Genomic DNA, 23907 nt, shown 5'->3' with positions numbered 1-23907 from the left:
TTAATGTGAAATGATATGTTTTTGCATTGATTCGATGATTTGTGCGGTCATGCCCCAGATGAAATGCTGTCTATATGGGATAGCAAATACACGATGACTGCTGTTTTTTAGGTCAAACTTGGTGCTGTACAACTTTTTCGGATTCAGAATGTGGTTGGCAGGAACTTCAAAAACGGACTCCACCTCATTTGGGTCAATATGCGTTTTATACTCAGGAGAAATAAAGGCCAAAAACGGTGTCACATTAAACTGACTAATCGTTGGCAATGTTGGAAGCTGGCCAAATACATGAATATGTTCATCTTCTATGCCGACCTCTTCTTTGGTTTCTCGTAAAGCCGTATTGATTAGATGCCGATCTTCCTGCTCAAACTTACCGCCGGGGAAACTGATTTGTCCCGGATGATGACGCAAGTGCGCTGCTCGCTTTGTCAAAATGACCTGTAGCCCCTCCGGGCGTTCTACAAAACCAATTAAGACCGCTGCGTCTCGCAGTGATTTTCCTTTCATCCATTTCAGTCGCGCGAGGGACTCTTTGTGGTAACCCGTTGGAAGCCGAAATTGAAAGTTTTGCAGTAATTGAGTTTTGTCGATAACCAAACCAAATCCTTATTTATTGTGCCTAACCACTATTTATTATACTCAATGGCCGCAAGAGGCGCGGTGCTATCGCCGTTGGTACGGTATTAAAGTATTAGTACGGCAATACCAAAGCACGTCCATTGGTTCTTTCCCTGCTTTGTGTCGAGGGTCTCACTCTGCTTGGGTATAATAATTTGAAACTTATAAGGTTATAAACCATTCTTTATTTTAAGACGTCACTATGGGGCAAGTATTGACTAATGAAAGGGATTATTTTCACCGAGTTCATGGAGTTAGTGGAAGAGAAGTTTGGTCTCGATGTGTTAGACCAAGTGCTCGACCTTTCTAATGACGAAGGGATTTATACTGCGGTTGGTAGTTACGATCATAAAGACTTGGTTAAATTGATTGTGAATCTCAGTAAAGTATCTGGCATTCCACCTGAACAACTGCAAGAAGTATTTGGAGAGTGCGTTTTTTTGAATTTACTTCGCTCGATTCCTAGTCACGCGAGTTTGCAGCAGTGTGAAACGACATTTCAATTTGTTCGCCATGTTGAAGATTTTATTCATGTCGAGGTCAAAAAGCTTTACCCAGATGCTAATCCTCCTCAGTTTGATTTTATCAGCGAGACTCAATCAAACATGGTGTTTGATTATCGAAGTGCGCGGTGCATGTCTCACGTATGTTTAGGTCTAATAAAAGGTTGCGCAGCGCACTTTGGTGAAGTTATTCATATCAAACACCAAAACCAGTCAGAAGATGGTAGCCAGGTTCGCTTTTGGTTAGAGGCACAATAAGAACGATATGACAGGAAGTTCCTCGCTAGAAAGGAAACTCAAACGAGAAATCGAATCAAGAAAAGCAGCTGAGCGGTTATTGGAGCAGAAGAGCTTCGAACTTTATGAATCTACTCAACAACTAAGTGTTGCTTTGAAAAAGCTTGAGTTGAAATCAAAAAAGGATTTACGCAAGTTTGAGTTCGAAGAGAAAGTTGACGCGACGCTGATTAAGTTTGGTCGAACTTTTCTGTCGAGCACGTTTGATGAAGCCATGATTGCCAGTTTTATTGAACAGCTCACTTCGAACTCAATCATTTCTGCGGCTTACTTACATCTTGATTCCACAAAACTCTCTTCTTTGCGCCGACATCATTTTGGTCATTTACAGCTTCGCCATGAGAATACGATTAAGACTGTCCCCAATTGGCAGGGGGAAAACTTGCATTTGCCTATCATCATTGACAAGCAAACAGTAGGGGAGTTGATCTTCTCTGTTCAGTTGGATCAAATCGATCAGTCGTTTATTTCCAAACAGATGGAGCTGGTATCGGATTTGGTTCATGGGGTCATTGGCCGTCATTTGAGTTTAGAGCGAGAAGTGGAGCTGCGAAAGCGGGCAGAGGAATCGGAAAAAGCGACGAAAGAGTTTGTCGCCATGATTAACCACGAGTTGCGTACACCTCTTAATGGCGTGTTAGGTAGTGCTGAACTACTAAGTCGAACACAGTTAGGTGAAGAGCAACGCCATTACCTAAACAACTTGACTCAATCGGGAGACTTGTTGAGGGTCATCATTAACGATCTTCTCGACTTCAGCAAGATGAATGCCGGTATGATGGAAATCATCGATAAGGTCTTTGCTTGGGAAGAGCTTGAAAAAGCCATCATGGGCGTATTTTCAGCTAAAGCAGCAGAAAAGCGAATTCATTTCTCCATCGATAAAAAGCTCGGTATTCCCGAGTTTTTAGTTGGTGACTTAGAGCGAATTACACAGATCTTGGTCAACTTGGTGGGAAATGCTATTAAGTTTACTCATTTGGGTGGGGTGGTGCTGCGAGTGGAGTGGATAAACGGTATTGCGCATTTTGAGGTTGAAGACACGGGTATTGGCATCCCAATAGAAGCGCAGCCCTCATTATTTGACCCATTTGTGCAAGTAGATCGCTCGGCGAAGCGCAGTTTTGAAGGCTCAGGTTTGGGCCTTGCGATTTGTAAAAATCTAGTGGATTTGATGCAGGGCGAGATTAGCTTTGAAAGTGAAGAACGCAAAGGTACCACCTTTAAAGTATCTATTCCTCTAAAGGAGGGGCAAGCCCAAGGCGCAGCAGAGGGGGAATTAGCTACCATAGAGCGAAGTGATTTGGCAGGACGCTCAATATTGGTGGTTGATGACATCAGAATGAACCAAGTGATAGTTACTCAAATGCTGAAAAAACTCGACATTACGCCTGATTTAAAAGCCAATGGGAAAGAAGCTTTAGAAGCGGTGAAAAACAAAGATTACGAACTGATATTTATGGATTGCCGAATGCCAGAAATGGATGGTTATGAGGCGACGATGTACCTAAGAGAGCGTGGTTTCACCCATCCTATTATTGCCTTAACCGCCGGTACAACCATTGAAGAGCGTCAAAAGTGTATTGATTCAGGCATGGACGACATCCTCACTAAGCCGTACACCGCAACCGATATTGAACAGATCATGTGTAAGTGGCTTGAGCAGTAGACGCTGCCTCTTAAAAAACGGATGCTCGTTGGCTAACGGCTAAACATTAAAGGACAGACAAACAACGCTCACAAAAACGCCTCCGTACTGGAGGCGTTTTTGCTTGTTTTCGTTAGCAGGATTCATAGACCGTTGCCATTTGGCGAAACCTACTATTGCAGCGCTGGCAAAATCTTTGAGAGCTTATCCAACGTTTCTTGATATTCAGAAGCGCAATCGCTATCCGCAACGACGCCGCCGCCTGCCCAAGCGTACAGTTCGTGATTCTCCGCTACGAGAGTGCGGATGGTGATGCTGGTATCCATACGACCATGGCGAGAAATGTAGCCAATACTGCCGCAATACGCGCTGCGTCGATGCGGCTCTAATTCTTCAATGATCTGCATTGCGCGAACTTTAGGTGCGCCGGTAATTGAACCGCCTGGAAAACACGCTCGCAGCAAATCCGCAGGAGAGTATTGCTCATCCAAATTCGCACGAATGGTGCTCACCAAATGATGCACTGCGGGGAAGCTTTCAATCTCAAACAGCTTTGGCACGTGAACGCTACCTGGTGATGCAACTCGACCAATGTCATTCCGCAGCAAATCGACAATCATCAGGTTTTCTGCCTGATCTTTTTCCGCAGTCTGCAAGTCATGGGCATTAGCGTTATCTTGCCTTGGATTTTCGCTGCGTGGTCGAGTGCCTTTGATTGGTTTCGTTTCAATGACGCGATCTTTGAGTTCTAAAAATCGCTCTGGAGAGATACTCAAAATCGAAGACTCAGGTATACGGATAAACGCTGAGAATGGCGCTTGGTTCGCGGACTCCAATTTCAGATACGCTTGCCACTCGCTGCCTTGATACGGTGCGTTAAAGCGTTGCGCCAAATTGATCTGATAGCAGTCACCACTCAACAAATATTCTTGCACCTTGTCAAAGCGAGTAGCGTAGCTCTCTTTCGTCATGTTTGACTGCCAATCGCCGGACAGAGCGAAGTCTACACTTTGCTCCGCTTCTTGTTTGTCTATCCATTGCCAAGCTTGCTCGATATTCTGACCGACTAAGCATGCTTTTTTAAGCTTGTGGTCAACAACGACGGCCCATTCATACAGACCTACCGCCATATCAGGCGTGTTGAGGTCCTTTTCGGCCAGTTCTGGCATTGTTTCTACGCGTCGACCTAAATCGTAGCTGAAGTAACCGAGCGCTCCGCCGACAAAAGGCAAATCCAATTCTTTATTTAACTCAACGTGAGGAAGCCACTCTTCTTGCAACTGATGAAGCAGCGTGAATGGGTCATCTTGAGTTGAATAGGCATTCGATGGCGTTTCAACTTGTGTGCTGTCGGCAGTGGTTTCTAACGTTGCAATTGGGTTGGCAACCAACACATCGAAGCGACTATCGATATGCGTTTCTGATGCAGAACGCAGCAACATCGCCCAAGGCTGGTGTTGAATGCGAGAAAAGAGGTGAAGAGCAAACTCTGGTGCATATTCCAGCGCTTTAAAATCAATGAATTGATTGTCCATGTTGTTCATTTGTGTAATTTGTGACAAAGAGATCGTTCACTGCATGGCATGTCATGGGCAGCAAGAGTATCATATTCCTCTGTATAGCCAAACTCCCTCTATTGATAGGGTTTTGAGATGGTTTACAAGTAGGCGACTTCAGCGTTTCGTGTGTCGATATCAGCCGTTCGACAATTGTTTATAAAAAACGAAGCTCAAAAGAGCAATAAGCTCAACAAACACGATTGAAGCCAAGCCAATAATGGAAGCATAACTATAACGAGGCATGTAATGACGGTAATACGCAAGCAGGATGTGATCAGCAGTGTCGCTGATGCGCTACAGTATATTTCTTACTACCACCCGCTAGACTTTGTTCAAGCTCTTGAAAAAGCCTATCACCGCGAAGAGAGCCAAGCCGCTAAAGACGCGATTGCTCAGATCCTAATTAACTCCCGAATGTCCGCAGAAGGTCACCGACCAATTTGTCAGGATACTGGTATCGTGACGTGTTTCGTCAACATCGGTATGGGCGTGCAATGGGACTCAACCGACATGACGGTTCAGCAGATGGTAGATGAAGGTGTTCGACAAGCGTATACGAACCCAGACAACCCGTTGCGTGCGTCAGTACTTATGGATCCTGCCGGTAAACGTATTAATACCAAAGACAACACGCCTGCCGTCGTACATATCAACATGGTTCCGGGCGATAAAGTTGAAATTCAGATCGCTGCGAAGGGCGGCGGTAGCGAAAACAAAACTAAGATGGTGATGCTAAACCCATCTGACGATATTGCTGAGTGGGTAGAAAAAACGCTACCAACAATGGGGGCGGGCTGGTGTCCTCCTGGCATGCTTGGCATTGGTATCGGCGGTACGGCTGAAAAAGCAGCGGTATTGGCAAAAGAATCTCTAATGGAACACATCGATATTCAAGAGCTTATTGACCGTGGCCCGCAAAACGCAGAAGAAGAGCTTCGTCTTGATATCTTCAATCGCGTGAACAAACTTGGTATCGGCGCGCAAGGCCTTGGTGGTTTGACAACTGTTGTCGACGTTAAGATCAAAACGGCGCCAACGCACGCGGCTTCTAAGCCTGTTTGTTTGATCCCGAACTGTGCGGCGACTCGTCACGTACACTTCACGCTTGATGGCAGCGGCCCAGCAGAGCTCACGCCACCTAAACTAGAAGATTGGCCAGACATTACTTGGGAAGCGGGAGAAAACACGCGTCGCGTAAACTTAGACACGATTACTAAAGAAGAAGTACAAGAGTGGAAGACAGGCGAAACCGTTCTTCTATCAGGTAAAATTCTGACTGGCCGTGATGCAGCGCATAAACGTATTCAAGGCATGCTAGATAATGGCGAAGGTCTACCAGAAGGTGTAGATCTAAACGGTAAGTTCATTTACTACGTAGGTCCTGTCGATGCAGTTGGTGATGAAGTCGTTGGTCCTGCTGGTCCAACAACATCAACGCGTATGGATAAATTCACCGATATGATGCTAGAAAAAACAGGCATCATGGGCATGATCGGTAAAGCTGAGCGTGGTCCTGCAACGGTTGAATCTATCAAGAATCACAAAGCGGTTTACCTAATGGCTGTTGGTGGCGCGGCGTACCTTGTAGCGAAAGCGATCAAGAAAGCTCGCGTTGTCGCATTTGAAGATTTAGGTATGGAAGCGATTTACGAGTTTGAAGTTGAAGATATGCCAGTAACAGTGGCTGTAGACTCAAATGGCGTTAACGCACACCAAATCGGTCCTGACACTTGGAAAGTGAAAATCCAAGAGATGGAAGCGTAAGGCAAACGGTAATCTTACATTGTCTCAGGAGAGAGAATGTGACAAGGTGCTGATTTACCTAGCAAACATTTGACAAAAGTGCAGCGAAAACTGCACTTTTTGTCTATATAATGTAGATATAAACCTCAGGGCATAGCAATCAAACGTTATGCGAACAATAATTAGGAGACGGCATGCCTCGTTTTATTCAGATTCTACAAATTATTCTTGCTGTAGTGGTAGGTGGCTTTGTTGGCTACGACTTGATCCTTCACGGCATCAGCATCTTTGATGAGAAGTACGTGACCATCACGTGTGTATTGTGGCTGATTTTAGAAATCGCTCTATTTGTTATCTATAAATTAATCGAAGACGACTAGACTCAAAGAAAGCAGGTTTCTGTTCAACACAGTAATCAGAATAAATAGGGTCACTAATGCTTTAGTGTTGATTAAGTAAGCCTCTGAACCACTCAGAGGCTTTTCTTTTTTCATCCTGCTTTAAGCGAATGTTTTGTTCATCTTTTATTAAGGTATATAAAGTTAGACTCATAGAGTTCAGTATTGAAAGGTAAGTATTCATAGATTAATCCCCGAAGTGGCTGATAACGTTGTTTTAGAGCGGAGTAAGATAAAGAAGCGCAATGAAAAGAATAAAGAAAGAAGTCAATGACTTTATCAACAGAGGTATGGATTCCAATGTTCGAATTGCCGTCACCGGACTTTCTCGTGCAGGTAAGACGGCATTCATCACGTCATTAGTGAATCAGCTTCTCCATACCGCTACCCATGATAATTTGCCTCTTTTGACTGCAGCCAGAGATAAGCGTCTTATTGGAGCGAAGCGTGAACCTCAAGCGAATATGATGGTGCCACGTTTTGCTTACGACGAAGCGATGAGCCAGATCCATGCGACCCGACCTCAATGGCCAGTACCAACACGGGATGTGAGTGAGATTCGCTTAGCGCTTAAGTACAAACCAAATAAAACCACGAAAAAGCTGTTGAGTAAAACCGCAATTTTAAATGTTGATATTATCGACTATCCAGGAGAGTGGTTGCTCGACCTGCCGTTATTGGACATGGACTTTGCGACGTGGTCGCAAACTCAGTTTGATGCACTTAAAGGCCAGCGTGGCGATCTAGCCAAAGCTTGGCTGTCTGAATTAGAAAAGGTGGATCTTTCTGCTGAAGTGAACGAGAAACTACTCGAGAAAGTTGCGCATACATACACCGAGTACCTTCATACCTGTAAAGACGCAGGTCTTCATTGGGTACAGCCTGGCCGCTTCGTATTACCTGGTGAGCTAGCAGGCGCGCCAGTGCTACAGTTTTTCCCGTGTCGTGCTGATCCGGAAAGCAAGGCGCTTAAGGGCAGCAACTTGGCGATGCTCGAAGCGCGTTTTCAGGAATACCAACAGAAAGTAGTGAAAGCGTTTTATAAGCATCACTTTGCGACCTTCGATCGCCAGATTGTACTTGTGGATTGCTTGCAGCCTCTCAATGCCGGCGATGAAGCGTTTTACGACATGCGCCAAGCGCTAGAGCAGATCATGCATAGCTTCCGTTATGGTCGTAGTAGCTTTTTGCGCCGTTTATTCTCACCAAAAATCGACAAAGTGCTGTTTGCTGCCACAAAAGCGGATCATATCACGCCCGATCAGCACCCAAATTTGGTGTCTTTGCTACAACAAATGGTGCATCCAGCGTGGCAAACCGCAGCCTACGAGAATATCGAGATGAGTTGCATGAGTATCGCTTCTATCCAATCAACCACGACGGGATTTATTTCTTCTGGAGATAAGACGATTCCGGCGTTACAGGGTACGACGTTGGATGGTGAGCCGATGACGATGTTTCCGGGAGAAGTGCCGAAAAAGCTACCAAATGCGGCTTATTGGCAAAACAACGGATTTGATTTTACGTCATTCCGTCCAATGCCCTCACCGAATGATGAGCCAGTGAAGCACATACGCTTAGACAAAGCACTGGATTACCTGATTGGAGATAAATTGAAATGAGTGAGTTGAAGCAAAAACAAGTTTTCTCTGAAAAGGCAATGGAAAAAGAGCAGCAATCGAATCAACCGGAGTTGACGGCGCAGCAAACATTCGGCGAAAAAGAAACATTCGTACCTGTTGAAGTTAAAGAAGAGCGCCAGGAGACCGAACAGGAATTGCAACTCGAGCATGTCATTCGTCCAAAACCGGGCAGAAAGTGGCTCGCGACTGGCGCATTTGCCACCTTCGCTGGTTTGGTTGGCTGGCAAGCGGTGGACTCGGTTATAACCGCAATTCAAACTTCTGATTGGCTGGCTTTAAGCTGGACGGGGTTTATTGCTGCGATCGCTTCGCTTGGTTTAGGGGCGATGGGTAAAGAGCTTTGGAAACTGCGCAAACTACGAAATCATTTTAGTGTTCAAGAAGAAGCAGAAGCGCTTGTTAATAGTGAGAGTGTGGGGAAAGGGAAAGCCTTTTGCGAAAATGTGGCAGAACAAAGTGATGTGATGGTAGAGAGCCCGGGCTTTGATCGTTGGCGGAACAGCATTAACCCTGCTCATAGTGATGCTGAAGTCCTTGATATGTATGACTCGATGGTCGTGAGCCAACAAGACAAGTTGGCAACGAAAATCGTATCGCAGCACGCAACCGAGTGTGCGGCCCTAGTCGCTGTGAGCCCTCTGGCTGCCGCTGATATGTTGCTGGTGGCGTGGCGAAATTTCAAAATGATCGACAACCTCTCCAAAGTATATGGGGTAGAGCTAGGTTACGCCTCTCGCATCAAGCTACTAAAAGCGGTATTTGTCAATATGGCGGCGGCTGGTGCCAGTGAGCTAGCTATTGATGCCAGTATGGACTTGATGTCGATGGACCTTGCTGGCAAAGTCTCTGCTCGTGCGGGGCAGGGGCTAGGTGTTGGTATTCTAACGGCGCGTTTGGGCTTGAAAGCGATGACCTTATTGCGTCCACTACCTTGGTATCCTGACCGTCAGGTTAAATTGGGCACCATACGCAAGGCTGTGGCGGCGAAAGTTGCATCAATTACGATGAAACCGTAACGAATATCAACTTTGATGGATAGGATTGCTTGACGCCATTCCAAGCATGATAGAAACTACTGTCAACTTTTCCTGACAGTCGTGAATTGGGATATTTTCAGTGCGTCTTGAAGTCTTATGTGAAGATCGACTCGGCTTGACCCGAGAACTGCTCGATATTTTAGCGTCTAAAAGCATCGACTTGCGTGGTATCGAAATCGATATTAGCGGTATTATCTATTTGAATTGCCCAGATATTGATTTTGATACGTTTAGTGAGCTGATGGCTGAAATCCGCCGTATTCCGGGGGTGAAAGACGTACGTAAAATCCAGTTTATGCCGATGGAGCGCCACAATACGGAGTTGCTCTCGCTAGTTGATAACTTGCCCGATCCGGTTTTTGCCATCGACCTTAAAGGTGCCGTAGACATGGCAAACATGTCTGCACTTTCACTGCTTGGTCTTCACAAGCAAGAAGTAATTGGTACGCAGATCGGAGCTTTGCTGCCAAGTGTTCGTTTTTCTCGCTGGTCTGAAGGTGTGAATGGCAGAACGCGGGAAAACCTTGTGATTGATGGCTTGGACTATGTTCTTGAGTTGATGCCAGTTTATATCCGAGACGAAGCGCAAAACTCGACCTTAGCTAGTACACTGATGACGATTCGCTCTAGTCAGCAAGTCGCAAGAATAGAAGAAGCGCTACCACTGCATAATCCTCTGGGTTTTGAGCACTTTGTTGGTATATCGAACCGTCATAAAGCGCTAATGAACCAAGCTAAGAAGCTGTCTGTGCTTGACCAGCCACTGTTAATTGAGGGCGAAACAGGGACCGGTAAAGAAATGCTTGCTAAAGCTTGCCACAGCCGTTCTAGCCGTGCGAGCAAGCCATTCTTAGTTTTGAGTTGTGCTTCGATGCCTGACGATGTAGCAGAAACCGAACTTTTTGGTCATGCGCCGGGCTCGTTTAACCACGAACAAGGTCACAAAGGCATCTTTGAGCAAGCAAATGGCGGGACAGTATTTCTTGATGAAATCGGTGAAATGAGTTCGCATCTTCAAATCAAGCTGTTACGTTTTCTACAAGATGGTAATTTCCGTCGTGTCGGTGCAGAAGATGAGATGCATGTCGATGTTCGTATCATCGCTTCAACAAAACATAACCTTGCCGAACTTTCTGAGGCAGGAATGTTCCGTGAAGATTTGTATTATCGTCTCAACGTACTTACGCTCAGCATTCCTCCGTTACGTAAGCGCTCAAATGACGTTGCGCCATTGCTTGAGTTATTTGTGGCGAAACATGCTCAACAGCTTGGGATTGATAAGCCAGAGTTTGATGATGGTCTAGTTGATGCCCTTGCAAATTATCAGTGGCCAGGAAACATGCGCCAACTCGATAACATGGTTCTTCGAGCGCTCACAGAAATGGATGGTGGTATACTAAACGCGGATCACTTCAATTTACCTCAGCCTCAGTCAGTCGGTGCTGGTAGTGCGACTCTTAACATCGACGGTTCATTGGATGAGATCATGCGTGATTATGAATCTCAAGTTCTGGAGCGTTTGTATCAGTCATTCCCATCAAGCCGCAAGCTTGCTAAGCGCTTAAATGTATCGCATACCTCAATCGCTAATAAACTGCGTGATTACGGTATCCGCAAGAATTAATCGAATTGAACGAAAAGACGGAATTAATCATTTGTAATGGAAGATAACAGCTCATCTATCGCCGTTCATAAGTTGGACGGTGACTTGCTTCTGCGTACCGCTGAAATCGGTGACGCAGATATGATTGCCGAGTATTTTCAAGCGAACCGAGAATATCTGAAACCGTTTGAGCCGAAACGTGAAGAAGCTTTTTTCTCAGTGAACGGTTGGTTGCAAAAGCTTATCAAGCTCAATGAGCTGCATCGAATGGGGTTGGGGTATTATTGCCTCTTGGTCAGAGCCTCTTCGGGTGAAATGCTAGGTACGATATCCTTTAGTAATTTGAGTCGTTTCCCTTTTTATTCTTGTAACGTCGGATACTCTCTCGCTGAAAAAGCACAAGGGCATGGTTATATGCGTCGTGGATTAACTATGGCTTGCGACTACATGTTTAACGTTCAGAAACTGCATCGTATTCAAGCCGGGTACATGCCTCACAACAAACGTAGTGAATCTGTGCTAGAGCATGTAGGGTTCAATCGAGAAGGGTATGCAAAAGATTACCTTTTGATTAATGGTGAATGGCAAGACCACGTTCTAACGTCACTTATTAATCCGAATTGGCAACCAGAAGGGCGATAGTATGGAGCGATTGGAAAAGCAATTAGCACTTGTAATCGAGCTCGATAAACTCAAAAGTATTTTGCGCCGAACCCGAGTTAAAAGTGCTGAAGGGCGTCTCGAAAATAGTGGTGAGCATAGTTGGCATGTCGCACTGATGGCAATATTGATGGAAGAGCATGCAAATGCACCTGTTGATATTTGCCGAGTGATGAAAATGTTATTGATACATGACGTAGTAGAGATCGACGCGGGGGATACCTTTGTTTATGATACTGCCGCGTCTCAAGAGCAGGCAGAAAAAGAAATTAGAGCGGCAGAACGCTTGTTTGGTATGTTACCCAGCGATCAGGAGCAAGAATTATTGGCGCTTTGGCATGAATTTGAAGCCGCGCAGACCGATGATGCTAAGTATGCAAAAGCACTCGATCGGTTAATTCCAATGCTCTTGAACTACCATAATAATGGTCAGAGTTGGAAGGAACATGGCGTCTCTCGTGAACAAGCACTTACCATTAATAAACGAATTGAATTTGGCTCTGTTACCTTATGGGACAAAGCGAAAGAGTTGATAGAAGAAGCCACAGAGAAAGGTTGGCTGAAATCGTAATAAAGGAGACTGAATGTCTTATTTGCCTTTGGATGAATACCAAAGAAAATGGATTTTTACGCATCAGTCGATGCCTGTGCCAGAAGAAGATTTGGCTTTTATTAAGCCGATGAGCCAAGCTCGTTCAGCACAATTTTGGAAAGAAAATATTAGTGCTCAAAGCCCCGATATGGATCGACTTAGCTCCCAAGATTGGCCAATGAACGAGGCGAACTGGTCTGAAGTCGTTGATTGGATGGCTTCGTGGGAGTTAGATGATCCGGACATGCCAGCGGAAGTAGAAGCACATATCGATTGGCAAGACGATGTGACCGTTTACTTTTGCTACGAGAAGTACAATGTCATCGAAACTAAATGGTCGATTTTTAAAAAGCATTGGAAGAACTTTCTCTTTTATGATGATGGTCCAATATTGATTGGACGTCGCCGTTCACAAGCGCTTTGGTTTGATTCAAAAGGCAATGTGAAACTCGGTGTTCGTCAATAGCGAGTTATACAGCAAGCCACCTTTTCGAGGTGGCTTTGTTTTTCTAAAGGCTGGATAATGGACTCAACACGCCACCAGCCCCGCGCTCGATAACGTGAGTATAAATCTGTGTGGTATATACACCCACGCTATAAGTGATTGTTTTTACTAGTTGGTATTATGCCCCAACTAAAGTGGGGCGCTGGTGGGACAATCGAAAATTATTTACTTGAAGCCATGATCCCATTTAAGTATTCGATCTGCTCATGCGAGTGTGATTTCATGAATCTGCCGTAGACACGTTCCAACATCATCGTGCTCTTGTGCCCCATCTGTTCCGCGATAAAAGACAGGTTTGCGCCTTTGGTGATCAACCAACAGGCGTAGGTATGTCGAGATTGATATGAGCAGCGATGGCGAATGCTAGCTCGCTTAAGTGCGCGTGACCATAGTCGATTGTATGTTGTCGTCTTGTAGGTTTCACTCGGTGCTTGGCCATTGCGACGTTCTGGAATAAACACGAACCGAACGCTTTCCTGGCGAAAGGTGTTTGACCCTTTTACTTCCACAAAAATATCTCTCACCGGGCTAAACATGGTGAGCTCTCTTTGAGATTTAAGGGCGAGGAGTGCAGGCTCAAGTAGGTGAATAGTTCGCTCTGACTTCTTATTCTTCGGGGTTGTGAACTTTCGTTCAATCGTAACGTTTCGAGTAACCTCGATTGTCCCTTTCTCAAGATCAACATCTTCCCACGCTAACGCACAGAGCTCACCAGTTCGCATACCCGTGTAAATGGCTAGGGTGAACATATTCCGCTGCTGTAAGTTGGTCGTTGATTCTATTAGCTGGTGGAATTCTTCTAGTTCTAGTGGGTCCGGTTCACCAGAGCCACCACTCAGCAACTCAACATGCAAAAATGGATTGTCCTCAATAAACTTCGATTTCACTGCTAAGTCAAAGCATCGGCGTAGAAGTTTGATCATATTATTAATCGTCTTAGCGCTGCGTGATGCACCAGTGCGAGTAGGGGAGTCGACCATTAACTTTTGGCATTTGAGTGCATCCATGATCGTGATGGTGGAAATAGTACGTTCCTCCCCAACAAACAAGCAGCATGCTCTTGCTGTGGTACTCAATACATAGAGTGACTGAGAGGCCATTGTGGTTTGCTTCAGTTGAATATAGTCATCAAACAGCTCGCGAACGGTAAGGTTCTTACCTCGCTGTTCTGGTGTCGCAAAGAGTTGTGCTTTCTTTGATGTTGGAAAGCGAGATAAGTAATCAAAAGTGCCTAATGAAATTTCAGAAAGTATAGATGCGCGCAGATGCCCCGCTTTTTTGAGATTGCCTTTGGTGACTTCCCATCCTTTTAGTGTCTCCCGACAACGCATCTCGCGGTACGTAAAACTAATGCGGATAGACTTACCGCGGATCTCTACACCTTCTGGTGTGTTCATTACGCAACCCTTTCTCTTGCTGAAAACTCATCAATGGCAACACGGTCATACTTAAAACTCTTGCCACCACCACTACTCTTACCGGATGCTTTTTTAAAGTGAACGCCTTCAATCCAACGAAACTGACGATAGTCTTTGATTTCATTGGTAGACATGCCTGTTAAATCAATCAGAAGATCTTCTTTCACCCAACGACTAGGCTCTAGTTGAATCACCGTAAATGTTCTCATCGGTAAAACCTCCAATAAATAATGAAAATAAAAGTCCTGCAATGCCCCGTTATCAAGTGATGGGGCATGGGCTAATTACATAAAATGAACTACGGGTAGAGAAGTTAGAGCAGGTCTATTGATTGTTCGGCAAAGTTGGTCATAAATTCTGGTGATAGACTGATATCACTCGGGAACTCTTTACATACCCCGTAGCCGTTCTCTTCGTTCTCAGGCTTGATGAAAGTGAGTTGAACGACTTCACGACCTTGAATAAAGCTGAAGTAGGGGCCTTTTGCTGTCACCGCGCCCAGTTCGGTTTGAAAAGTTGCATTAGCCATGAGTAAGTTCTCCTTTTACGTATTGCAGTGAATGGTTAACACAGCATTGAATAGTGTTTGCTTTGTCGTAAGTACCGTAGTGGTAGTACTGAATGCCACGTTCGATGGCTTCATCCAGCTGGTGGCCGGAGATGCCTTGTGCTTGGAGCTTGTTGGTTAAGTGACGCTTAACAAAGTGTTCGTTTGGCTTTTTCTTCTCTGACATCTCACGCTCTCCAGTGCGGTAATAAGACATTCGGCTTGAACGGATGGGCTTTTTTGACAAAGCGGAAGCCTTCGCAATTAGAATCGCCTCTTACAGACGTTTTCTTGTTTGGCACCTTGTCCTTCTCGTCCATGGTTAGTTTGTAGTAAGGATAAATCGAGCGAGGTTCAGATTTGATTTTCAGTCCCTTACCACGCAGGTAGTAGACGGCTTTGCAAATCAGCTGAGGTTTAACACCCAAATCACTACTAATCTGATAGGTTGAGTTTCTGCCTGGATGTTCAAGCAAGTACCTTCCCACCGCTTTTGATCTTCCATTACCCTGTATTGAGCCAACGATGCGTTGTGCTTCTATATATTGTTCCTTGGTAAGTGCCATGCGTTTGTTCCCTCCAGTTAGCACTCATCACAAATAAACATGTATTCGCCGGTTTCATCCCATTCGAGCTCAGCTTCTTTTCCGCACTTCTCACATCTTTCACATAGTTCGCAATCAAGTACCCTGGCGATATCTTTTGCTGCGGCTTCCGGCAGAGCACAAAGGGTCAGGTCACCTAATGTCAATGTGTAGAATTTCTCACCTAGCACGGTTAACTGCTCGAGATGGATGCTAATAGAGATTGGGTTAGTGGCGGTAAACGTTAAATCACCAGCCCGTAGCCGAACGAATAGGTGCATTGGTCTGCTATCAGAACTGAGTCGATAACTCGTATCACCAATTTCCCATGTGCACTGTTGTTTCTTCATTACGTCACCTTATTTGATCAACTGAAAAACTGGCGGCAATGTTAGTCACCGCCAACATGATTAGCTGGAGAACGAACCGATAAAGGTATCAATCTCGATCTCGCCGTCTTTAAAGCAGGCTTGAAGCTTGGTTTGGAACTCTTCGCCCATCTCTTCTTCGTGTTGCTCAAACTTCTTGATGCGTAGAACTAGGATTTCGTTACCGATAGTGCTCATACGCATTTCAAAGGTGCGCTCTGCTAAGCCTAAGTACGGGACACACGTGAACTTAAACACCGCAGGCATTGGGAACTCTTCTTTAGTACGAACGGCAATGGACTCGTACTCAGATTGGTGATGGCTGAAATCATCTACGTTTGATTCACGGCCAGCCTTCGCTTCGAACTTCATGTTGCGAATCGCCGCCGAAGCCACAGAGTTTTCGATTAGCTCACCACTAGTAGAGAAAACCTGAACAAATTCGCTGTAGTCTTCGACCCATTCAGCCAGTTGTTTTTGGTTGTTTTTTTTCTCATCCATATTGATGAGCGCTTTAAATGCAGCCGTTTGGCGCAACACCAATTTAGCCTGGTGCTTACAGTGACCAGGGAAGTTATGAGTACCAAGGTCAAAGATAGTGACTGCGGTCATTTGCTCAGCATCAATGAAGCATTGGTTACCTTCGGTTTGGTAATGCTCGTGATAGCGCACGAACTCATCGATGTTAGCGGTACGCATTAAGCCGCGGAATTGATTGCGGTTTGGCATGTACTTCTCTAAGTCATGCAAATCGAATGACTCAGGTAGAGCAGCAACAGGGAAACCTGCCTTTTGTAACTGTTCTAAGAACTGTGGGGCATTCGCTGATTCTTGAATCTGTTGGATTGCTGATTTATCCATTTATCTGTTCTCTCTTAGAGTGATTGCTGGTGGACTGGGTTAGCCGCGTACTTCGCGAAGCTGACCTTCTTCAATAACGGCTTGGCCGTGAATATCTTCTTTTGGTCGGTCGTAGGTGAGCTTTCCGCCTTTGCCGACGTAGGCGATAGAGGTGTACTGAAAGTCCTCACTCTTGGAACCAAAGCCCGATTTAGGTTCTTTCACTGACATATTTGCCGTGATTTCTACCATTTCGTTGTTGGTACCCATTGGCTTGAGCTTTAGGTTCAGCTTTACTTCGCCTTGTTTATCGCTGTACGAAACAGCGCGTGAAACGTTAGAGAGTGCAAGGCCAATAACGTTGGAGATAACGCCGCCATCTAGCTCTTGCATCAATTTGGGAAAGTTGGTTGTACGGTCTTCTATGCTTAGGTTGCCTGCTTCTTTGCTCATGATTCGTTCCTCAAGATTGGTTATCCACACCCTAAAACCCTTGCTCAGAAAGGCTTTAGGTTGTGCCCTAAGTAAGGGCATTCCCGTTCCCATCCTTGGATAGTCACTTCCGGTCACCGTTTCACTTTTCGTCGTAAGACAGACATAGGCAGAAACGCTCCGGTGCAGTGGTTATTCGCCCCACCAGCTGCTGGTGTAAGTCGTTGGAATGGATTAAATGTACATAATGTATATGTTCTTATCAATACAAAATGTATATTAATTTGAGAAAGGCATAAAAAAACCGCCTAAAGGCGGTTCAAAAAGTAGAATGGAAATTTAATTAGCTATTAATAAACATGCTTACGCGTGTAAGTTAGTGAGTGGGGTGAGAGTAGCGCAATTCTGTTTCCTAGAGCGTTAGTTTTTAGGTCTCATCGATTTCACGCATGCTAGGTAAGTATCGTCTCTAAATCTCTCTGTTGCTTTTTTCTGCATTTTATCTGTTGAAAATCGTGGGCTGTCGTAAGCTTCAATAATTAGATTTTGTAGCAATTTATCACCATCAACTGCCTCCATCATTTTGGACATCGACACGCCCACCTGCCGATTATTCATTATTGATGTGGCTAGACTTCCATACTTTTCACAAATTTCCATCCATTCTTCTGCACGCAATGGCATGGCAATAACGTAAAGAATAAATGTTATTGTAATAGCCCTCATGAAACCTCCTTTTAAACTAGATTTGTAAGTAGCGACCATTCCTAGTCAGCTAATACTAGTCACTTTACAGAACTTTAACCGTAAATACCTTGGAGCTTATTAAACAATCTGTACAAATTATTGATAGTTTAATTTTTAATAAAGTTTCAATTTTGCGTCTACAACTACTCCGATAATTTTGCACTGCTCGTTTAGGGGGATCATTGTAGGATAATTTGGATTTAGTGCTTTTAAATAACGTTGACCAGCATCTACTATCAACTTTTTAAATGTAGCTTCATTTGTGTGGGTTAGTTTAGCTATAACCAATGAGTTATTTTGGTAGGCTTTCTCTTTATCGACTAAAACAAGAGTTCCTTCAGGGAAGCTGATACCAATTGGGGCTGTCATTGAATCACCTTCGACTTCTAACCAGAAGCAGCAATCGCTAGTTCGCTCAGTCGTTTCATACCAATCATCGATTTCTTCAACACTGTACGGTTCATAAGCTTCTGTCCAAGCTCCTGCTTGTACTGAACTTAGGAGTGGGAACTTTTTAATGTAGGAAGGCTGCTTGATTGGTTGCTTAGTGTTACACACAACCTCTTCTGGATACTCTAAAGTACCATCAGAATGAAGAATTATTCTTTCTAATCCAACTTCTTTTAGTATCAAAGCTATCTGCTCCAGTGATGGCTCCCTGCGCTGATTTAACCAGTGTCCCAAACCACCAGGAGTAACGTTTAGCCTTTCAGCTAGGCGCTCTTGGTTTAATCCAAGCTCTTTAATTCTGGCTTTAACCAGATCTGTCCAATTCATTTTCATCCCTTAAATGTACATTCTGTACAAAACAAAACAATCGACAAAATGTATATTTAGTTTGATTCATTTATATACATAATGTACATTTTGTATGTGAGAGCTATTCGAGGTTTACATGCAAAAAATTAGGGAAGTAAGAGAGGCTGCTTCGATCAGCGTTAAGCAGCTTGCTGAACACTCCGGTATTGAAGCTGGTTCTATTTACCATTACGAGAGGGGGCGAAGGACTCCAGACTTCAATACCTGTTGGCTGATTGTAAACAGTCTCCGAGCATTAGGTTCAAACTGTGACTTTCAAGATGTTTTCCCGAATCCATTAGAACACAAAGCCTAATCGTATTAACAATTAAGGAGAACACCAATGACCCACACACAAGGAAAGGGGAAATTCCCTCGCTTCTATGAAGGTGTTATTCGCTTTAAGAACAGCCATAGCCTACGCGCTATTGCTCTAAGGCTTGGTTACTCAGAAGTGGATTACAGCAACCGACTAAAGAAACGCTTTAACACTAACCAACCGGAATCGAAGTTGTTTGTTGATGATGTTATTGCGTTCACCAAAGAGTCTGGCGACTACAGCATGATCGACGGCCTATGCAAAGAGGTCGGGCTGTGCACGCCGATGCCGTTTAACTACAACTCCCAGGCAAATCTTAATACTGAGTTTTTGGTTGCTACCAAGGCACTTGGTGAGATGGCCGAGCAACTTAACGTAAACAAGCTTTCTGCCAATGGCGTTAGTCGCTTGTCTTCATCCATTCATACGCTGGTGGCTTCGGCCATGACGATTGGTTACGCCGCAGAGAGCCGCTTTGGTGGTATCAGCATGGCCATGATGTTTGGTGATATGTCTTCGGGAGTCTTGTCATGAATGTGATGGAAACGCTCAACACGATAGAGCAGCTGGTACAGATGTATCGCAGTTCTATTGCACTGGAGCAGAACGCCGCGGTTAAGCAACAGCTGGAGAAGGAGGCACTCAAGGCGATTAACACAAAGAGCCAGAGATATTTGGCACATCTAGAAATGGAAAAGCCCCAACAAGCGGCAACTTGTTAGGGCCGTGAATCAACAAGCAAAGGTGAGATTCAATGGAAAGAGTAACACAACAGCGTGATCGCGCAAAGATTAAGGCCGTCTTAGTTTTTGATAACTACGTCTATTTTTTGGCGACCAAGCAAGGTGATTGGAAGTGGGTAAGCAAGCGAACTGTAAGCCGAATGAGACAGGAGCAAGGCTATGGAATTAAGTGAGCGTTTAAAGCAGGTTGATAACCTCCGTCGCGCTGCGATGGGAGACGCCAAGTTTAAGGCGAGTGCCAAGCAGCATGAGTCGGCATTAAAACCAAAGTCACGAGCTCTGGCAAAGAGTAAGCCACGCAGTTCGTTTGCAGACTGGGCAGGGGGTAAGTGATGTCTTTTTCTGCTGCGTATTTTGACTTATCCGGTCAGCAGCTCAGCAGTGGGGAGTTCTCACTGCTGACCAAATCAATCGACACGGCTATTGAAGATGCTATCGCATTAAGTGGTTTTGATGTGGTTTCGTCATCCACCTCGTTTGCTGTGTTGGGTCAAGGTAATAAACGTTTGGTAGTAGGGAGAGTGGAAGCATGAATTTGTCGGGGTTTGATAAAAAATGCGCACTCGACCGCATTAAGCAATTAGATGTGAAGCCGTTCCTGACCAGTGACGAGCAACAGGACTACCAAAACAGAATTGAAATTGTTGAAGATTACGACAGGCAGTTTCGAAAAAACTGGAAGTCGGAGCGTCGCGATTGGATAAAAGCTCAGCTACGCAAAGGATACTTAACAACGGACCAATCTGAAGAAAAACTTTCACAGCTTGATAGTGACGCTGATTTGATTCTCGGAAAGCCAATATACCCATGGGGGATCGCATAATGTCAGTAAAGGTAATGAGCTACGTTTGGGACATTCCGAGTTTTAAAGGTTCTGATAAGTTGGTGATGCTTTGCCTAGCTGACCATGCGGACGATAGCGGCCTTTGCTGGCCGTCTATCGATACCATTGCTCGTAAATCTGGTGTTTCACCTACCACAGTAAAATCGACGCTTAAGAAACTGGAAAAGGGTGGTTGGCTATTCAAAAAGAACCAATTCAAAAAGGCGGATACAGGTCGCTTAGTACGTTCGAATAATCAGTACCAATTACCAGTAATGCTTCTGAAAAAGAAAGCGGATGAACAGACGGATTTTGAACAGTCGAATTTCGTCTGTTCAAAAGTCGAACGTTCGAAACTCGAACAGACGAAACAACCAGAGGGGGTAGGTCAAATTCCGGCTGGGGGTAGGTCGGAATCCGGCTATAAACCACCAATAGATCCACCAATAGAACCATCAAGTAAAGATCTTGCTCCGAGCGAACCGCTCGAAGCCAGCGAGCCTCCGGTTATTTGTCTGCCTACCAATCGCAAAGATCAATTCTACGAAGTTAGCACCACTCAGGTGATGGAATGGAAACAGACCTACCCAGCAGTGAATGTGCTCGAGCAACTGCGCAAGATGAAAGTTTGGGGTGACGCGAATCCACGTAAGCGCAAGACCTTAGGTGGCATGGTTAGATTTATCACAGCTTGGCTAGGCCGTGAGCAAGACAAGGGGCGTTACCTGCCGCCAGAGCAGCAACCGCAGCAAACCAAATCCGATGGTGACGAGCTTAACGCTCAGGTTCGCCAGATTGAGATGGACATCGACAGCGAGAACCAACATCTCATTCGGGTGATGAGCCATGGCGGGACTGAGCAGGCGATTCAAGCCAGTAAGAACAAAATCAAACGTCTTTCGGACGAACGCAGGGAATTGTTAGATCAACTAGCGGAGGTGAATTCAGATGGTGGAGAAGTTAGTTGGGGTGATGGTTTCGCGGCCTAAGGTTTGGGTTCCTGGAGAGCTTTGCAAGGAGTTAGGGATTTCTGCTTTGGAGTTAACTCAGTTGATCACTAAAGCGCGCAATCAGGGTGTGGAAATATATCGGATGTCGGACACGAGAACCGGCAACACAAGCAAGATTTGGATAAGGGCCTAGGGTTCTTGAGTGAATACTGGTGAGCGGAGGGAGTTGAATGCTAAGTATCAGTACCCAAACAGAGATGACAATGAGCAGTCGAGAGATTGCGGAGCTGACAGGTAAGCAGCACCCGCACGTTAAACGAGATATTGAACGAATGGTGGCAGAACTGAACCATCCAAATTTGGAGGGTTCCCAGTTTTGGCACAATGGCAATCAATACACTCAATACAACTTGAATCGCGAGCTCACGCTGACGTTGGTTTCTGGCTACAACATCAAATTGCGTCATTCCATTATTAAGCGCTGGGATGAATTAGAAAGTGCAGGTAAACCATCAATACCGACGACTTATGCTGAAGCACTGCAGTTAGCGGCCAACCAAGCCAAGGAACTGGAAGAAAAGAACCAGGCATTAGCTATCGCGGCACCAAAGGCAGAATTTGCCGATGCTATCGCGGGAGCCGATAAAGGCGTGAAGCTCGGACAGTTTGCAAAAACGGTTGGTTTGGGGCCTGTGACTATTTTCCGTGTACTTCGAGAGTTAAAGATCTTCATGAGCCGTGGGGACTCTTACAACTTGCCATATCAAGACTATGTCGAGCGTGGTTACTTTACGGTGAAGCAGGGCACTTACGAAACTAACTCCCAAACACGTATCAGTCACACAGCATTGATCACCGGAAAGGGTGAAATCTGGCTGCGTAAAAAACTTCTTGAAACAGGTCATTTAAAGGCGGTGGCAGCGTGAGCGAATTAGAGAAAACGCTTCTTTTCCAAATCAAGGCGATGGGGTTAGCCCTACCAGAGAAGGAATACCGATTTCATGAGACACGGCGCTGGCGTTTTGATTTTGCTTATCCAGAGCAGCAGCTGGCGGTAGAGGTGGAAGGCGGTACCTGGGCAGGAGGTCGCCACACTCGCGGCAGTGGTTATGAGAAAGATTGCGAGAAATACAACGAAGCAGCATTACGAGGTTGGTCAGTACTCCGATTCACCGGAAGTATGATTAAGAGCGGAAAAGCAGTAGAGACATTAAAGGAAGCATTATCGTGAAGAAGGTTTACATTGCAGGCCCAATGACGGGGTTACCAGAGTTTAACAAGCCAGCGTTCTTTGCGATGGAAGATGAATTGAAACGCCGTGGGTGTATTGTTATGAACCCCGCTATTCTGCCGGATGGTTTTGAGTGGGAAGAGTACATGCACATTTGCATTCCTATGATGGCCTGCTGCGATACGGTGGTGTTCTTGGATGGTTGGCAGCTTTCGAAAGGAGCTCGCTTGGAATACGACAAAGCGGTCGAGATGGGTAAGCAGCTGGTTACTAAGCCGTTGCTTGAGTCTAAAGTCGCCTAAGGGAGGGAAGATGCTAAAAGTCAGCTTGGATGTTGTCCCGACACTGAATGCCGCGCTCATTCCACTAAACCCAAATAAAGAGGCCATTCAACGTTTGCTGGTGGACGGTAAGATCGGATTAGTTTCTCCCAATCAACGTTTGGCCACAAAGGCCACAGGAGGGTTGTCTTCAGATGACCTCTCTTTGGTGGCGTTCTTCGCTCATGAAGACGTGCAACTGCTTATCGGTAGTACGGCTAAGTACGTTGATACGATTTCCGAGTGTCAGCTGAAGGATGAAGGCTACTGCAATCATAATTTGAAAACTCGAGTAACCGGCGAGGGAGCGATTCGTTTGTGTTGGCATCACGACAACATGGCCGACGACAGTCACCAGGCATTTTCGATAGCGCGAAGAAATACGGTTCGCCACGGTCTGATGGTTGTATCTCGCCAGCTGTATGGTGAAGTAAGGCGCATTACAGATGTTGATTTATGCTGGTGGGCCGTTCGCAATGATGTGTATTCGTTACTTCCGCAGTCTGTTCTCGATCGTCAGTTCAAACGAGAAGAGGGCAGCAAGCGAGTCGGTGTACTTGGAAACGTGGATACAGATGCCAGGTACGTATTCGAAGGTCAGCGTGAGCAACTACAACGTTTAGCAAAGCCAGTTCTCAAATTAGTCATCGATGACGATCCACCAGCGATGTATTTGAGAAAGCCAAAGCCAATCCGTTGGGAGAGTGAGAAATACCTTTCGTTCGTGCGAAAGCTGCCTTGCCGAGTGTGTGGTAAGACTGCAGGTATTGCTCATCACCTAATAGGCCATGGAGAAGGGAAGATGGGCAGCAAGGCCTCGGATTTGTTCACCATCCCGCTGTGTCATGATCACCACCAAGAGCTACACCGCAATGTGAACCACTGGGAACGTCAACACGGCGATCAGCTCTGGCATGTGAAAGAGACGATTAATAGGGCGCTGATGGTTGGGGCGTTGGGGTAACAAGCCCACACCTT

At 45.4% G+C, this 23907-nt stretch carries 34 protein-coding genes; 22 read left to right on the top strand and 12 right to left on the bottom strand.

Annotated elements, in window-relative coordinates:
• On the bottom strand, positions 1 to 600 hold the full coding sequence (locus ACWPOD_RS14425; protein ID WP_140291676.1) for a CoA pyrophosphatase: 600 nt from the start codon (positions 598 to 600) through the stop codon (positions 1 to 3).
• A 242-nt stretch (positions 601 to 842) separates the two neighbouring features.
• On the opposite strand from ACWPOD_RS14425, the gene ACWPOD_RS14420 reads away from it, so the two are divergent.
• Together ACWPOD_RS14420 and ACWPOD_RS14415 are read left to right on the top strand one after the other, a co-directional pair.
• The gene (locus ACWPOD_RS14420) at positions 843 to 1382 is read left to right on the top strand and encodes a heme NO-binding domain-containing protein (protein ID WP_012841652.1); all 540 of its coding nucleotides are present in this window, start codon (positions 843 to 845) and stop codon (positions 1380 to 1382) included.
• Positions 1383 to 1389: 7 nt separating this feature from the next.
• Positions 1390 to 3090 carry an ATP-binding protein gene (locus tag ACWPOD_RS14415; RefSeq protein WP_114323198.1) on the top strand — a complete coding sequence of 567 codons (1701 nt, stop codon included), beginning with the start codon at positions 1390 to 1392 and terminating at the stop codon, positions 3088 to 3090.
• A gap of 152 nt (positions 3091 to 3242) precedes the next feature.
• Here ACWPOD_RS14415 and pabB read toward each other — a convergent pair whose 3' ends face one another.
• On the bottom strand, positions 3243 to 4604 hold the full coding sequence (pabB, locus tag ACWPOD_RS14410) for an aminodeoxychorismate synthase component I (protein WP_456232004.1): 1362 nt from the start codon (positions 4602 to 4604) through the stop codon (positions 3243 to 3245).
• A gap of 270 nt (positions 4605 to 4874) precedes the next feature.
• Between pabB and ACWPOD_RS14405 the strand changes: the two genes are divergently transcribed.
• The 8 genes from ACWPOD_RS14405 (at position 4875) to ACWPOD_RS14370 (ending at position 12770) form a co-directional block, all read left to right on the top strand.
• Positions 4875 to 6392, top strand: a complete 1518-nt coding sequence (locus tag ACWPOD_RS14405) for a fumarate hydratase (protein WP_005376905.1) — start codon at positions 4875 to 4877, stop codon at positions 6390 to 6392.
• Between the two features lie 173 nt (positions 6393 to 6565).
• Entirely contained in the window at positions 6566 to 6751 is a 186-nt protein-coding gene (locus ACWPOD_RS14400; RefSeq protein ID WP_012841654.1) for a hypothetical protein, read from the top strand.
• A gap of 263 nt (positions 6752 to 7014) precedes the next feature.
• The gene (locus ACWPOD_RS14395) at positions 7015 to 8391 is read left to right on the top strand and encodes a YcjX family GTP-binding protein (protein WP_167426439.1); all 1377 of its coding nucleotides are present in this window, start codon (positions 7015 to 7017) and stop codon (positions 8389 to 8391) included.
• Positions 8388 to 9428 carry a YcjF family protein gene (locus ACWPOD_RS14390; protein ID WP_167426440.1) on the top strand — a complete coding sequence of 347 codons (1041 nt, stop codon included), beginning with the start codon at positions 8388 to 8390 and terminating at the stop codon, positions 9426 to 9428. Before ACWPOD_RS14395 ends, ACWPOD_RS14390 begins: the two co-directional genes overlap by 4 nt.
• Before the next feature lie 100 nt (positions 9429 to 9528).
• The gene (gene tyrR, locus ACWPOD_RS14385) at positions 9529 to 11073 is read left to right on the top strand and encodes a transcriptional regulator TyrR (RefSeq protein WP_005376914.1); all 1545 of its coding nucleotides are present in this window, start codon (positions 9529 to 9531) and stop codon (positions 11071 to 11073) included.
• A gap of 36 nt (positions 11074 to 11109) precedes the next feature.
• Complete coding sequence (gene rimJ, locus ACWPOD_RS14380; protein ID WP_046876178.1) at positions 11110 to 11694, top strand: ribosomal protein S5-alanine N-acetyltransferase; 585 nt, start codon at positions 11110 to 11112, stop codon at positions 11692 to 11694.
• Position 11695: 1 nt separating this feature from the next.
• A complete protein-coding gene (locus tag ACWPOD_RS14375) occupies positions 11696 to 12283 on the top strand; it encodes an HD domain-containing protein (protein ID WP_005376917.1) in 588 nt (195 codons plus the stop codon).
• 13 nt (positions 12284 to 12296) lie between these two features.
• Complete coding sequence (locus ACWPOD_RS14370; RefSeq protein ID WP_167426441.1) at positions 12297 to 12770, top strand: DUF2947 domain-containing protein; 474 nt, start codon at positions 12297 to 12299, stop codon at positions 12768 to 12770.
• 200 nt (positions 12771 to 12970) lie between these two features.
• Here ACWPOD_RS14370 and ACWPOD_RS14365 read toward each other — a convergent pair whose 3' ends face one another.
• The 10 genes from ACWPOD_RS14365 to ACWPOD_RS14320 all read right to left on the bottom strand — a co-directional run bounded on the left by ACWPOD_RS14365 (position 12971) and on the right by ACWPOD_RS14320 (position 18522).
• On the bottom strand, positions 12971 to 14206 hold the full coding sequence (locus ACWPOD_RS14365) for a tyrosine-type recombinase/integrase (protein ID WP_456232003.1): 1236 nt from the start codon (positions 14204 to 14206) through the stop codon (positions 12971 to 12973).
• A complete protein-coding gene (xisR, locus tag ACWPOD_RS14360; RefSeq protein ID WP_047104247.1) occupies positions 14206 to 14436 on the bottom strand; it encodes an excisionase family protein in 231 nt (76 codons plus the stop codon). The genes ACWPOD_RS14365 and xisR overlap by 1 nt, the downstream gene beginning before the upstream one ends.
• A 104-nt stretch (positions 14437 to 14540) precedes the next feature.
• Complete coding sequence (locus ACWPOD_RS14355) at positions 14541 to 14756, bottom strand: hypothetical protein (RefSeq protein ID WP_456232002.1); 216 nt, start codon at positions 14754 to 14756, stop codon at positions 14541 to 14543.
• On the bottom strand, positions 14749 to 14961 hold the full coding sequence (locus ACWPOD_RS14350) for a hypothetical protein (RefSeq protein ID WP_456232001.1): 213 nt from the start codon (positions 14959 to 14961) through the stop codon (positions 14749 to 14751). The genes ACWPOD_RS14355 and ACWPOD_RS14350 overlap by 8 nt, the downstream gene beginning before the upstream one ends.
• A gap of 1 nt (position 14962) precedes the next feature.
• Positions 14963 to 15340 carry a hypothetical protein gene (locus tag ACWPOD_RS14345; RefSeq protein WP_456232000.1) on the bottom strand — a complete coding sequence of 126 codons (378 nt, stop codon included), beginning with the start codon at positions 15338 to 15340 and terminating at the stop codon, positions 14963 to 14965.
• Between the two features lie 17 nt (positions 15341 to 15357).
• A complete protein-coding gene (locus ACWPOD_RS14340; RefSeq protein WP_456231999.1) occupies positions 15358 to 15708 on the bottom strand; it encodes a hypothetical protein in 351 nt (116 codons plus the stop codon).
• A gap of 60 nt (positions 15709 to 15768) precedes the next feature.
• Positions 15769 to 16587 carry a DUF2303 family protein gene (locus tag ACWPOD_RS14335; RefSeq protein WP_456231998.1) on the bottom strand — a complete coding sequence of 273 codons (819 nt, stop codon included), beginning with the start codon at positions 16585 to 16587 and terminating at the stop codon, positions 15769 to 15771.
• A gap of 39 nt (positions 16588 to 16626) precedes the next feature.
• The gene (locus ACWPOD_RS14330; RefSeq protein WP_065274651.1) at positions 16627 to 17019 is read right to left on the bottom strand and encodes a hypothetical protein; all 393 of its coding nucleotides are present in this window, start codon (positions 17017 to 17019) and stop codon (positions 16627 to 16629) included.
• Between the two features lie 399 nt (positions 17020 to 17418).
• Complete coding sequence (locus ACWPOD_RS14325; RefSeq protein ID WP_456231997.1) at positions 17419 to 17724, bottom strand: hypothetical protein; 306 nt, start codon at positions 17722 to 17724, stop codon at positions 17419 to 17421.
• Between the two features lie 135 nt (positions 17725 to 17859).
• Entirely contained in the window at positions 17860 to 18522 is a 663-nt protein-coding gene (locus tag ACWPOD_RS14320) for a LexA family protein (RefSeq protein WP_456231996.1), read from the bottom strand.
• Between the two features lie 118 nt (positions 18523 to 18640).
• Between ACWPOD_RS14320 and ACWPOD_RS14315 the strand changes: the two genes are divergently transcribed.
• The 12 genes from ACWPOD_RS14315 to ACWPOD_RS14260 all read left to right on the top strand — a co-directional run bounded on the left by ACWPOD_RS14315 (position 18641) and on the right by ACWPOD_RS14260 (position 23893).
• Positions 18641 to 18859 (top strand): helix-turn-helix transcriptional regulator, encoded by a 219-nt coding sequence (locus tag ACWPOD_RS14315; protein WP_456231995.1) that lies wholly within the window; start codon positions 18641 to 18643, stop codon positions 18857 to 18859.
• Positions 18860 to 18886: 27 nt separating this feature from the next.
• The gene (locus ACWPOD_RS14310; protein ID WP_456231994.1) at positions 18887 to 19396 is read left to right on the top strand and encodes a phage regulatory CII family protein; all 510 of its coding nucleotides are present in this window, start codon (positions 18887 to 18889) and stop codon (positions 19394 to 19396) included.
• A complete protein-coding gene (locus ACWPOD_RS14305) occupies positions 19393 to 19584 on the top strand; it encodes a hypothetical protein (protein WP_020335499.1) in 192 nt (63 codons plus the stop codon). Before ACWPOD_RS14310 ends, ACWPOD_RS14305 begins: the two co-directional genes overlap by 4 nt.
• Before the next feature lie 32 nt (positions 19585 to 19616).
• The gene (locus tag ACWPOD_RS14300; RefSeq protein WP_238778032.1) at positions 19617 to 19778 is read left to right on the top strand and encodes a hypothetical protein; all 162 of its coding nucleotides are present in this window, start codon (positions 19617 to 19619) and stop codon (positions 19776 to 19778) included.
• Positions 19765 to 19938 (top strand): hypothetical protein, encoded by a 174-nt coding sequence (locus tag ACWPOD_RS14295; RefSeq protein ID WP_213896969.1) that lies wholly within the window; start codon positions 19765 to 19767, stop codon positions 19936 to 19938. The genes ACWPOD_RS14300 and ACWPOD_RS14295 overlap by 14 nt, the downstream gene beginning before the upstream one ends.
• Positions 19938 to 20138, top strand: a complete 201-nt coding sequence (locus ACWPOD_RS14290) for a hypothetical protein (RefSeq protein WP_238778041.1) — start codon at positions 19938 to 19940, stop codon at positions 20136 to 20138. Before ACWPOD_RS14295 ends, ACWPOD_RS14290 begins: the two co-directional genes overlap by 1 nt.
• A complete protein-coding gene (locus ACWPOD_RS14285) occupies positions 20135 to 20428 on the top strand; it encodes a hypothetical protein (RefSeq protein ID WP_456231993.1) in 294 nt (97 codons plus the stop codon). The genes ACWPOD_RS14290 and ACWPOD_RS14285 overlap by 4 nt, the downstream gene beginning before the upstream one ends.
• Positions 20428 to 21417, top strand: a complete 990-nt coding sequence (locus tag ACWPOD_RS14280; protein WP_456231992.1) for a helix-turn-helix domain-containing protein — start codon at positions 20428 to 20430, stop codon at positions 21415 to 21417. The genes ACWPOD_RS14285 and ACWPOD_RS14280 overlap by 1 nt, the downstream gene beginning before the upstream one ends.
• Before the next feature lie 191 nt (positions 21418 to 21608).
• Positions 21609 to 22304, top strand: coding sequence for a phage antirepressor KilAC domain-containing protein (locus ACWPOD_RS14275; RefSeq protein ID WP_456231991.1), 696 nt, complete (start codon positions 21609 to 21611; stop codon positions 22302 to 22304).
• Positions 22301 to 22609 (top strand): hypothetical protein, encoded by a 309-nt coding sequence (locus tag ACWPOD_RS14270; protein ID WP_456231990.1) that lies wholly within the window; start codon positions 22301 to 22303, stop codon positions 22607 to 22609. The genes ACWPOD_RS14275 and ACWPOD_RS14270 overlap by 4 nt, the downstream gene beginning before the upstream one ends.
• Positions 22606 to 22911: a DUF4406 domain-containing protein gene (locus ACWPOD_RS14265; RefSeq protein WP_170890366.1), complete on the top strand. Its 306-nt coding sequence runs from the start codon at positions 22606 to 22608 to the stop codon at positions 22909 to 22911. The genes ACWPOD_RS14270 and ACWPOD_RS14265 overlap by 4 nt, the downstream gene beginning before the upstream one ends.
• Before the next feature lie 10 nt (positions 22912 to 22921).
• Positions 22922 to 23893, top strand: coding sequence for a DUF968 domain-containing protein (locus ACWPOD_RS14260; RefSeq protein WP_456231989.1), 972 nt, complete (start codon positions 22922 to 22924; stop codon positions 23891 to 23893).
• Positions 23894 to 23907 lie beyond the last annotated feature (14 nt).

This window comes from Vibrio sp. JZG120 (genome assembly GCF_053890955.1).
Note: the sequence above shows the minus strand (reverse complement) of the source record. Positions and strands in the feature narration are given on the sequence as shown.

Coding starts and splice junctions, on each gene's coding strand:
- ACWPOD_RS14420 (WP_012841652.1), top strand. CDS start 843: ATGAAAGGGATTATTTTCACCGAGTTCATGGAGTTAGTGGAAGAGAAG.
- ACWPOD_RS14415 (WP_114323198.1), top strand. CDS start 1,390: ATGACAGGAAGTTCCTCGCTAGAAAGGAAACTCAAACGAGAAATCGAA.
- pabB (WP_456232004.1), bottom strand. CDS start 4,604: ATGGACAATCAATTCATTGATTTTAAAGCGCTGGAATATGCACCAGAG.
- ACWPOD_RS14405 (WP_005376905.1), top strand. CDS start 4,875: ATGACGGTAATACGCAAGCAGGATGTGATCAGCAGTGTCGCTGATGCG.
- ACWPOD_RS14400 (WP_012841654.1), top strand. CDS start 6,566: ATGCCTCGTTTTATTCAGATTCTACAAATTATTCTTGCTGTAGTGGTA.
- ACWPOD_RS14395 (WP_167426439.1), top strand. CDS start 7,015: ATGAAAAGAATAAAGAAAGAAGTCAATGACTTTATCAACAGAGGTATG.
- ACWPOD_RS14390 (WP_167426440.1), top strand. CDS start 8,388: ATGAGTGAGTTGAAGCAAAAACAAGTTTTCTCTGAAAAGGCAATGGAA.
- rimJ (WP_046876178.1), top strand. CDS start 11,110: ATGGAAGATAACAGCTCATCTATCGCCGTTCATAAGTTGGACGGTGAC.
- ACWPOD_RS14375 (WP_005376917.1), top strand. CDS start 11,696: ATGGAGCGATTGGAAAAGCAATTAGCACTTGTAATCGAGCTCGATAAA.
- ACWPOD_RS14370 (WP_167426441.1), top strand. CDS start 12,297: ATGTCTTATTTGCCTTTGGATGAATACCAAAGAAAATGGATTTTTACG.
- ACWPOD_RS14365 (WP_456232003.1), bottom strand. CDS start 14,206: ATGAACACACCAGAAGGTGTAGAGATCCGCGGTAAGTCTATCCGCATT.
- xisR (WP_047104247.1), bottom strand. CDS start 14,436: ATGAGAACATTTACGGTGATTCAACTAGAGCCTAGTCGTTGGGTGAAA.
- ACWPOD_RS14355 (WP_456232002.1), bottom strand. CDS start 14,756: ATGGCTAATGCAACTTTTCAAACCGAACTGGGCGCGGTGACAGCAAAA.
- ACWPOD_RS14350 (WP_456232001.1), bottom strand. CDS start 14,961: ATGTCAGAGAAGAAAAAGCCAAACGAACACTTTGTTAAGCGTCACTTA.
- ACWPOD_RS14345 (WP_456232000.1), bottom strand. CDS start 15,340: ATGGCACTTACCAAGGAACAATATATAGAAGCACAACGCATCGTTGGC.
- ACWPOD_RS14340 (WP_456231999.1), bottom strand. CDS start 15,708: ATGAAGAAACAACAGTGCACATGGGAAATTGGTGATACGAGTTATCGA.
- ACWPOD_RS14335 (WP_456231998.1), bottom strand. CDS start 16,587: ATGGATAAATCAGCAATCCAACAGATTCAAGAATCAGCGAATGCCCCA.
- ACWPOD_RS14330 (WP_065274651.1), bottom strand. CDS start 17,019: ATGAGCAAAGAAGCAGGCAACCTAAGCATAGAAGACCGTACAACCAAC.
- ACWPOD_RS14325 (WP_456231997.1), bottom strand. CDS start 17,724: ATGAGGGCTATTACAATAACATTTATTCTTTACGTTATTGCCATGCCA.
- ACWPOD_RS14320 (WP_456231996.1), bottom strand. CDS start 18,522: ATGAATTGGACAGATCTGGTTAAAGCCAGAATTAAAGAGCTTGGATTA.
- ACWPOD_RS14315 (WP_456231995.1), top strand. CDS start 18,641: ATGCAAAAAATTAGGGAAGTAAGAGAGGCTGCTTCGATCAGCGTTAAG.
- ACWPOD_RS14310 (WP_456231994.1), top strand. CDS start 18,887: ATGACCCACACACAAGGAAAGGGGAAATTCCCTCGCTTCTATGAAGGT.
- ACWPOD_RS14305 (WP_020335499.1), top strand. CDS start 19,393: ATGAATGTGATGGAAACGCTCAACACGATAGAGCAGCTGGTACAGATG.
- ACWPOD_RS14300 (WP_238778032.1), top strand. CDS start 19,617: ATGGAAAGAGTAACACAACAGCGTGATCGCGCAAAGATTAAGGCCGTC.
- ACWPOD_RS14295 (WP_213896969.1), top strand. CDS start 19,765: ATGGAATTAAGTGAGCGTTTAAAGCAGGTTGATAACCTCCGTCGCGCT.
- ACWPOD_RS14290 (WP_238778041.1), top strand. CDS start 19,938: ATGTCTTTTTCTGCTGCGTATTTTGACTTATCCGGTCAGCAGCTCAGC.
- ACWPOD_RS14285 (WP_456231993.1), top strand. CDS start 20,135: ATGAATTTGTCGGGGTTTGATAAAAAATGCGCACTCGACCGCATTAAG.
- ACWPOD_RS14280 (WP_456231992.1), top strand. CDS start 20,428: ATGTCAGTAAAGGTAATGAGCTACGTTTGGGACATTCCGAGTTTTAAA.
- ACWPOD_RS14275 (WP_456231991.1), top strand. CDS start 21,609: ATGCTAAGTATCAGTACCCAAACAGAGATGACAATGAGCAGTCGAGAG.
- ACWPOD_RS14260 (WP_456231989.1), top strand. CDS start 22,922: ATGCTAAAAGTCAGCTTGGATGTTGTCCCGACACTGAATGCCGCGCTC.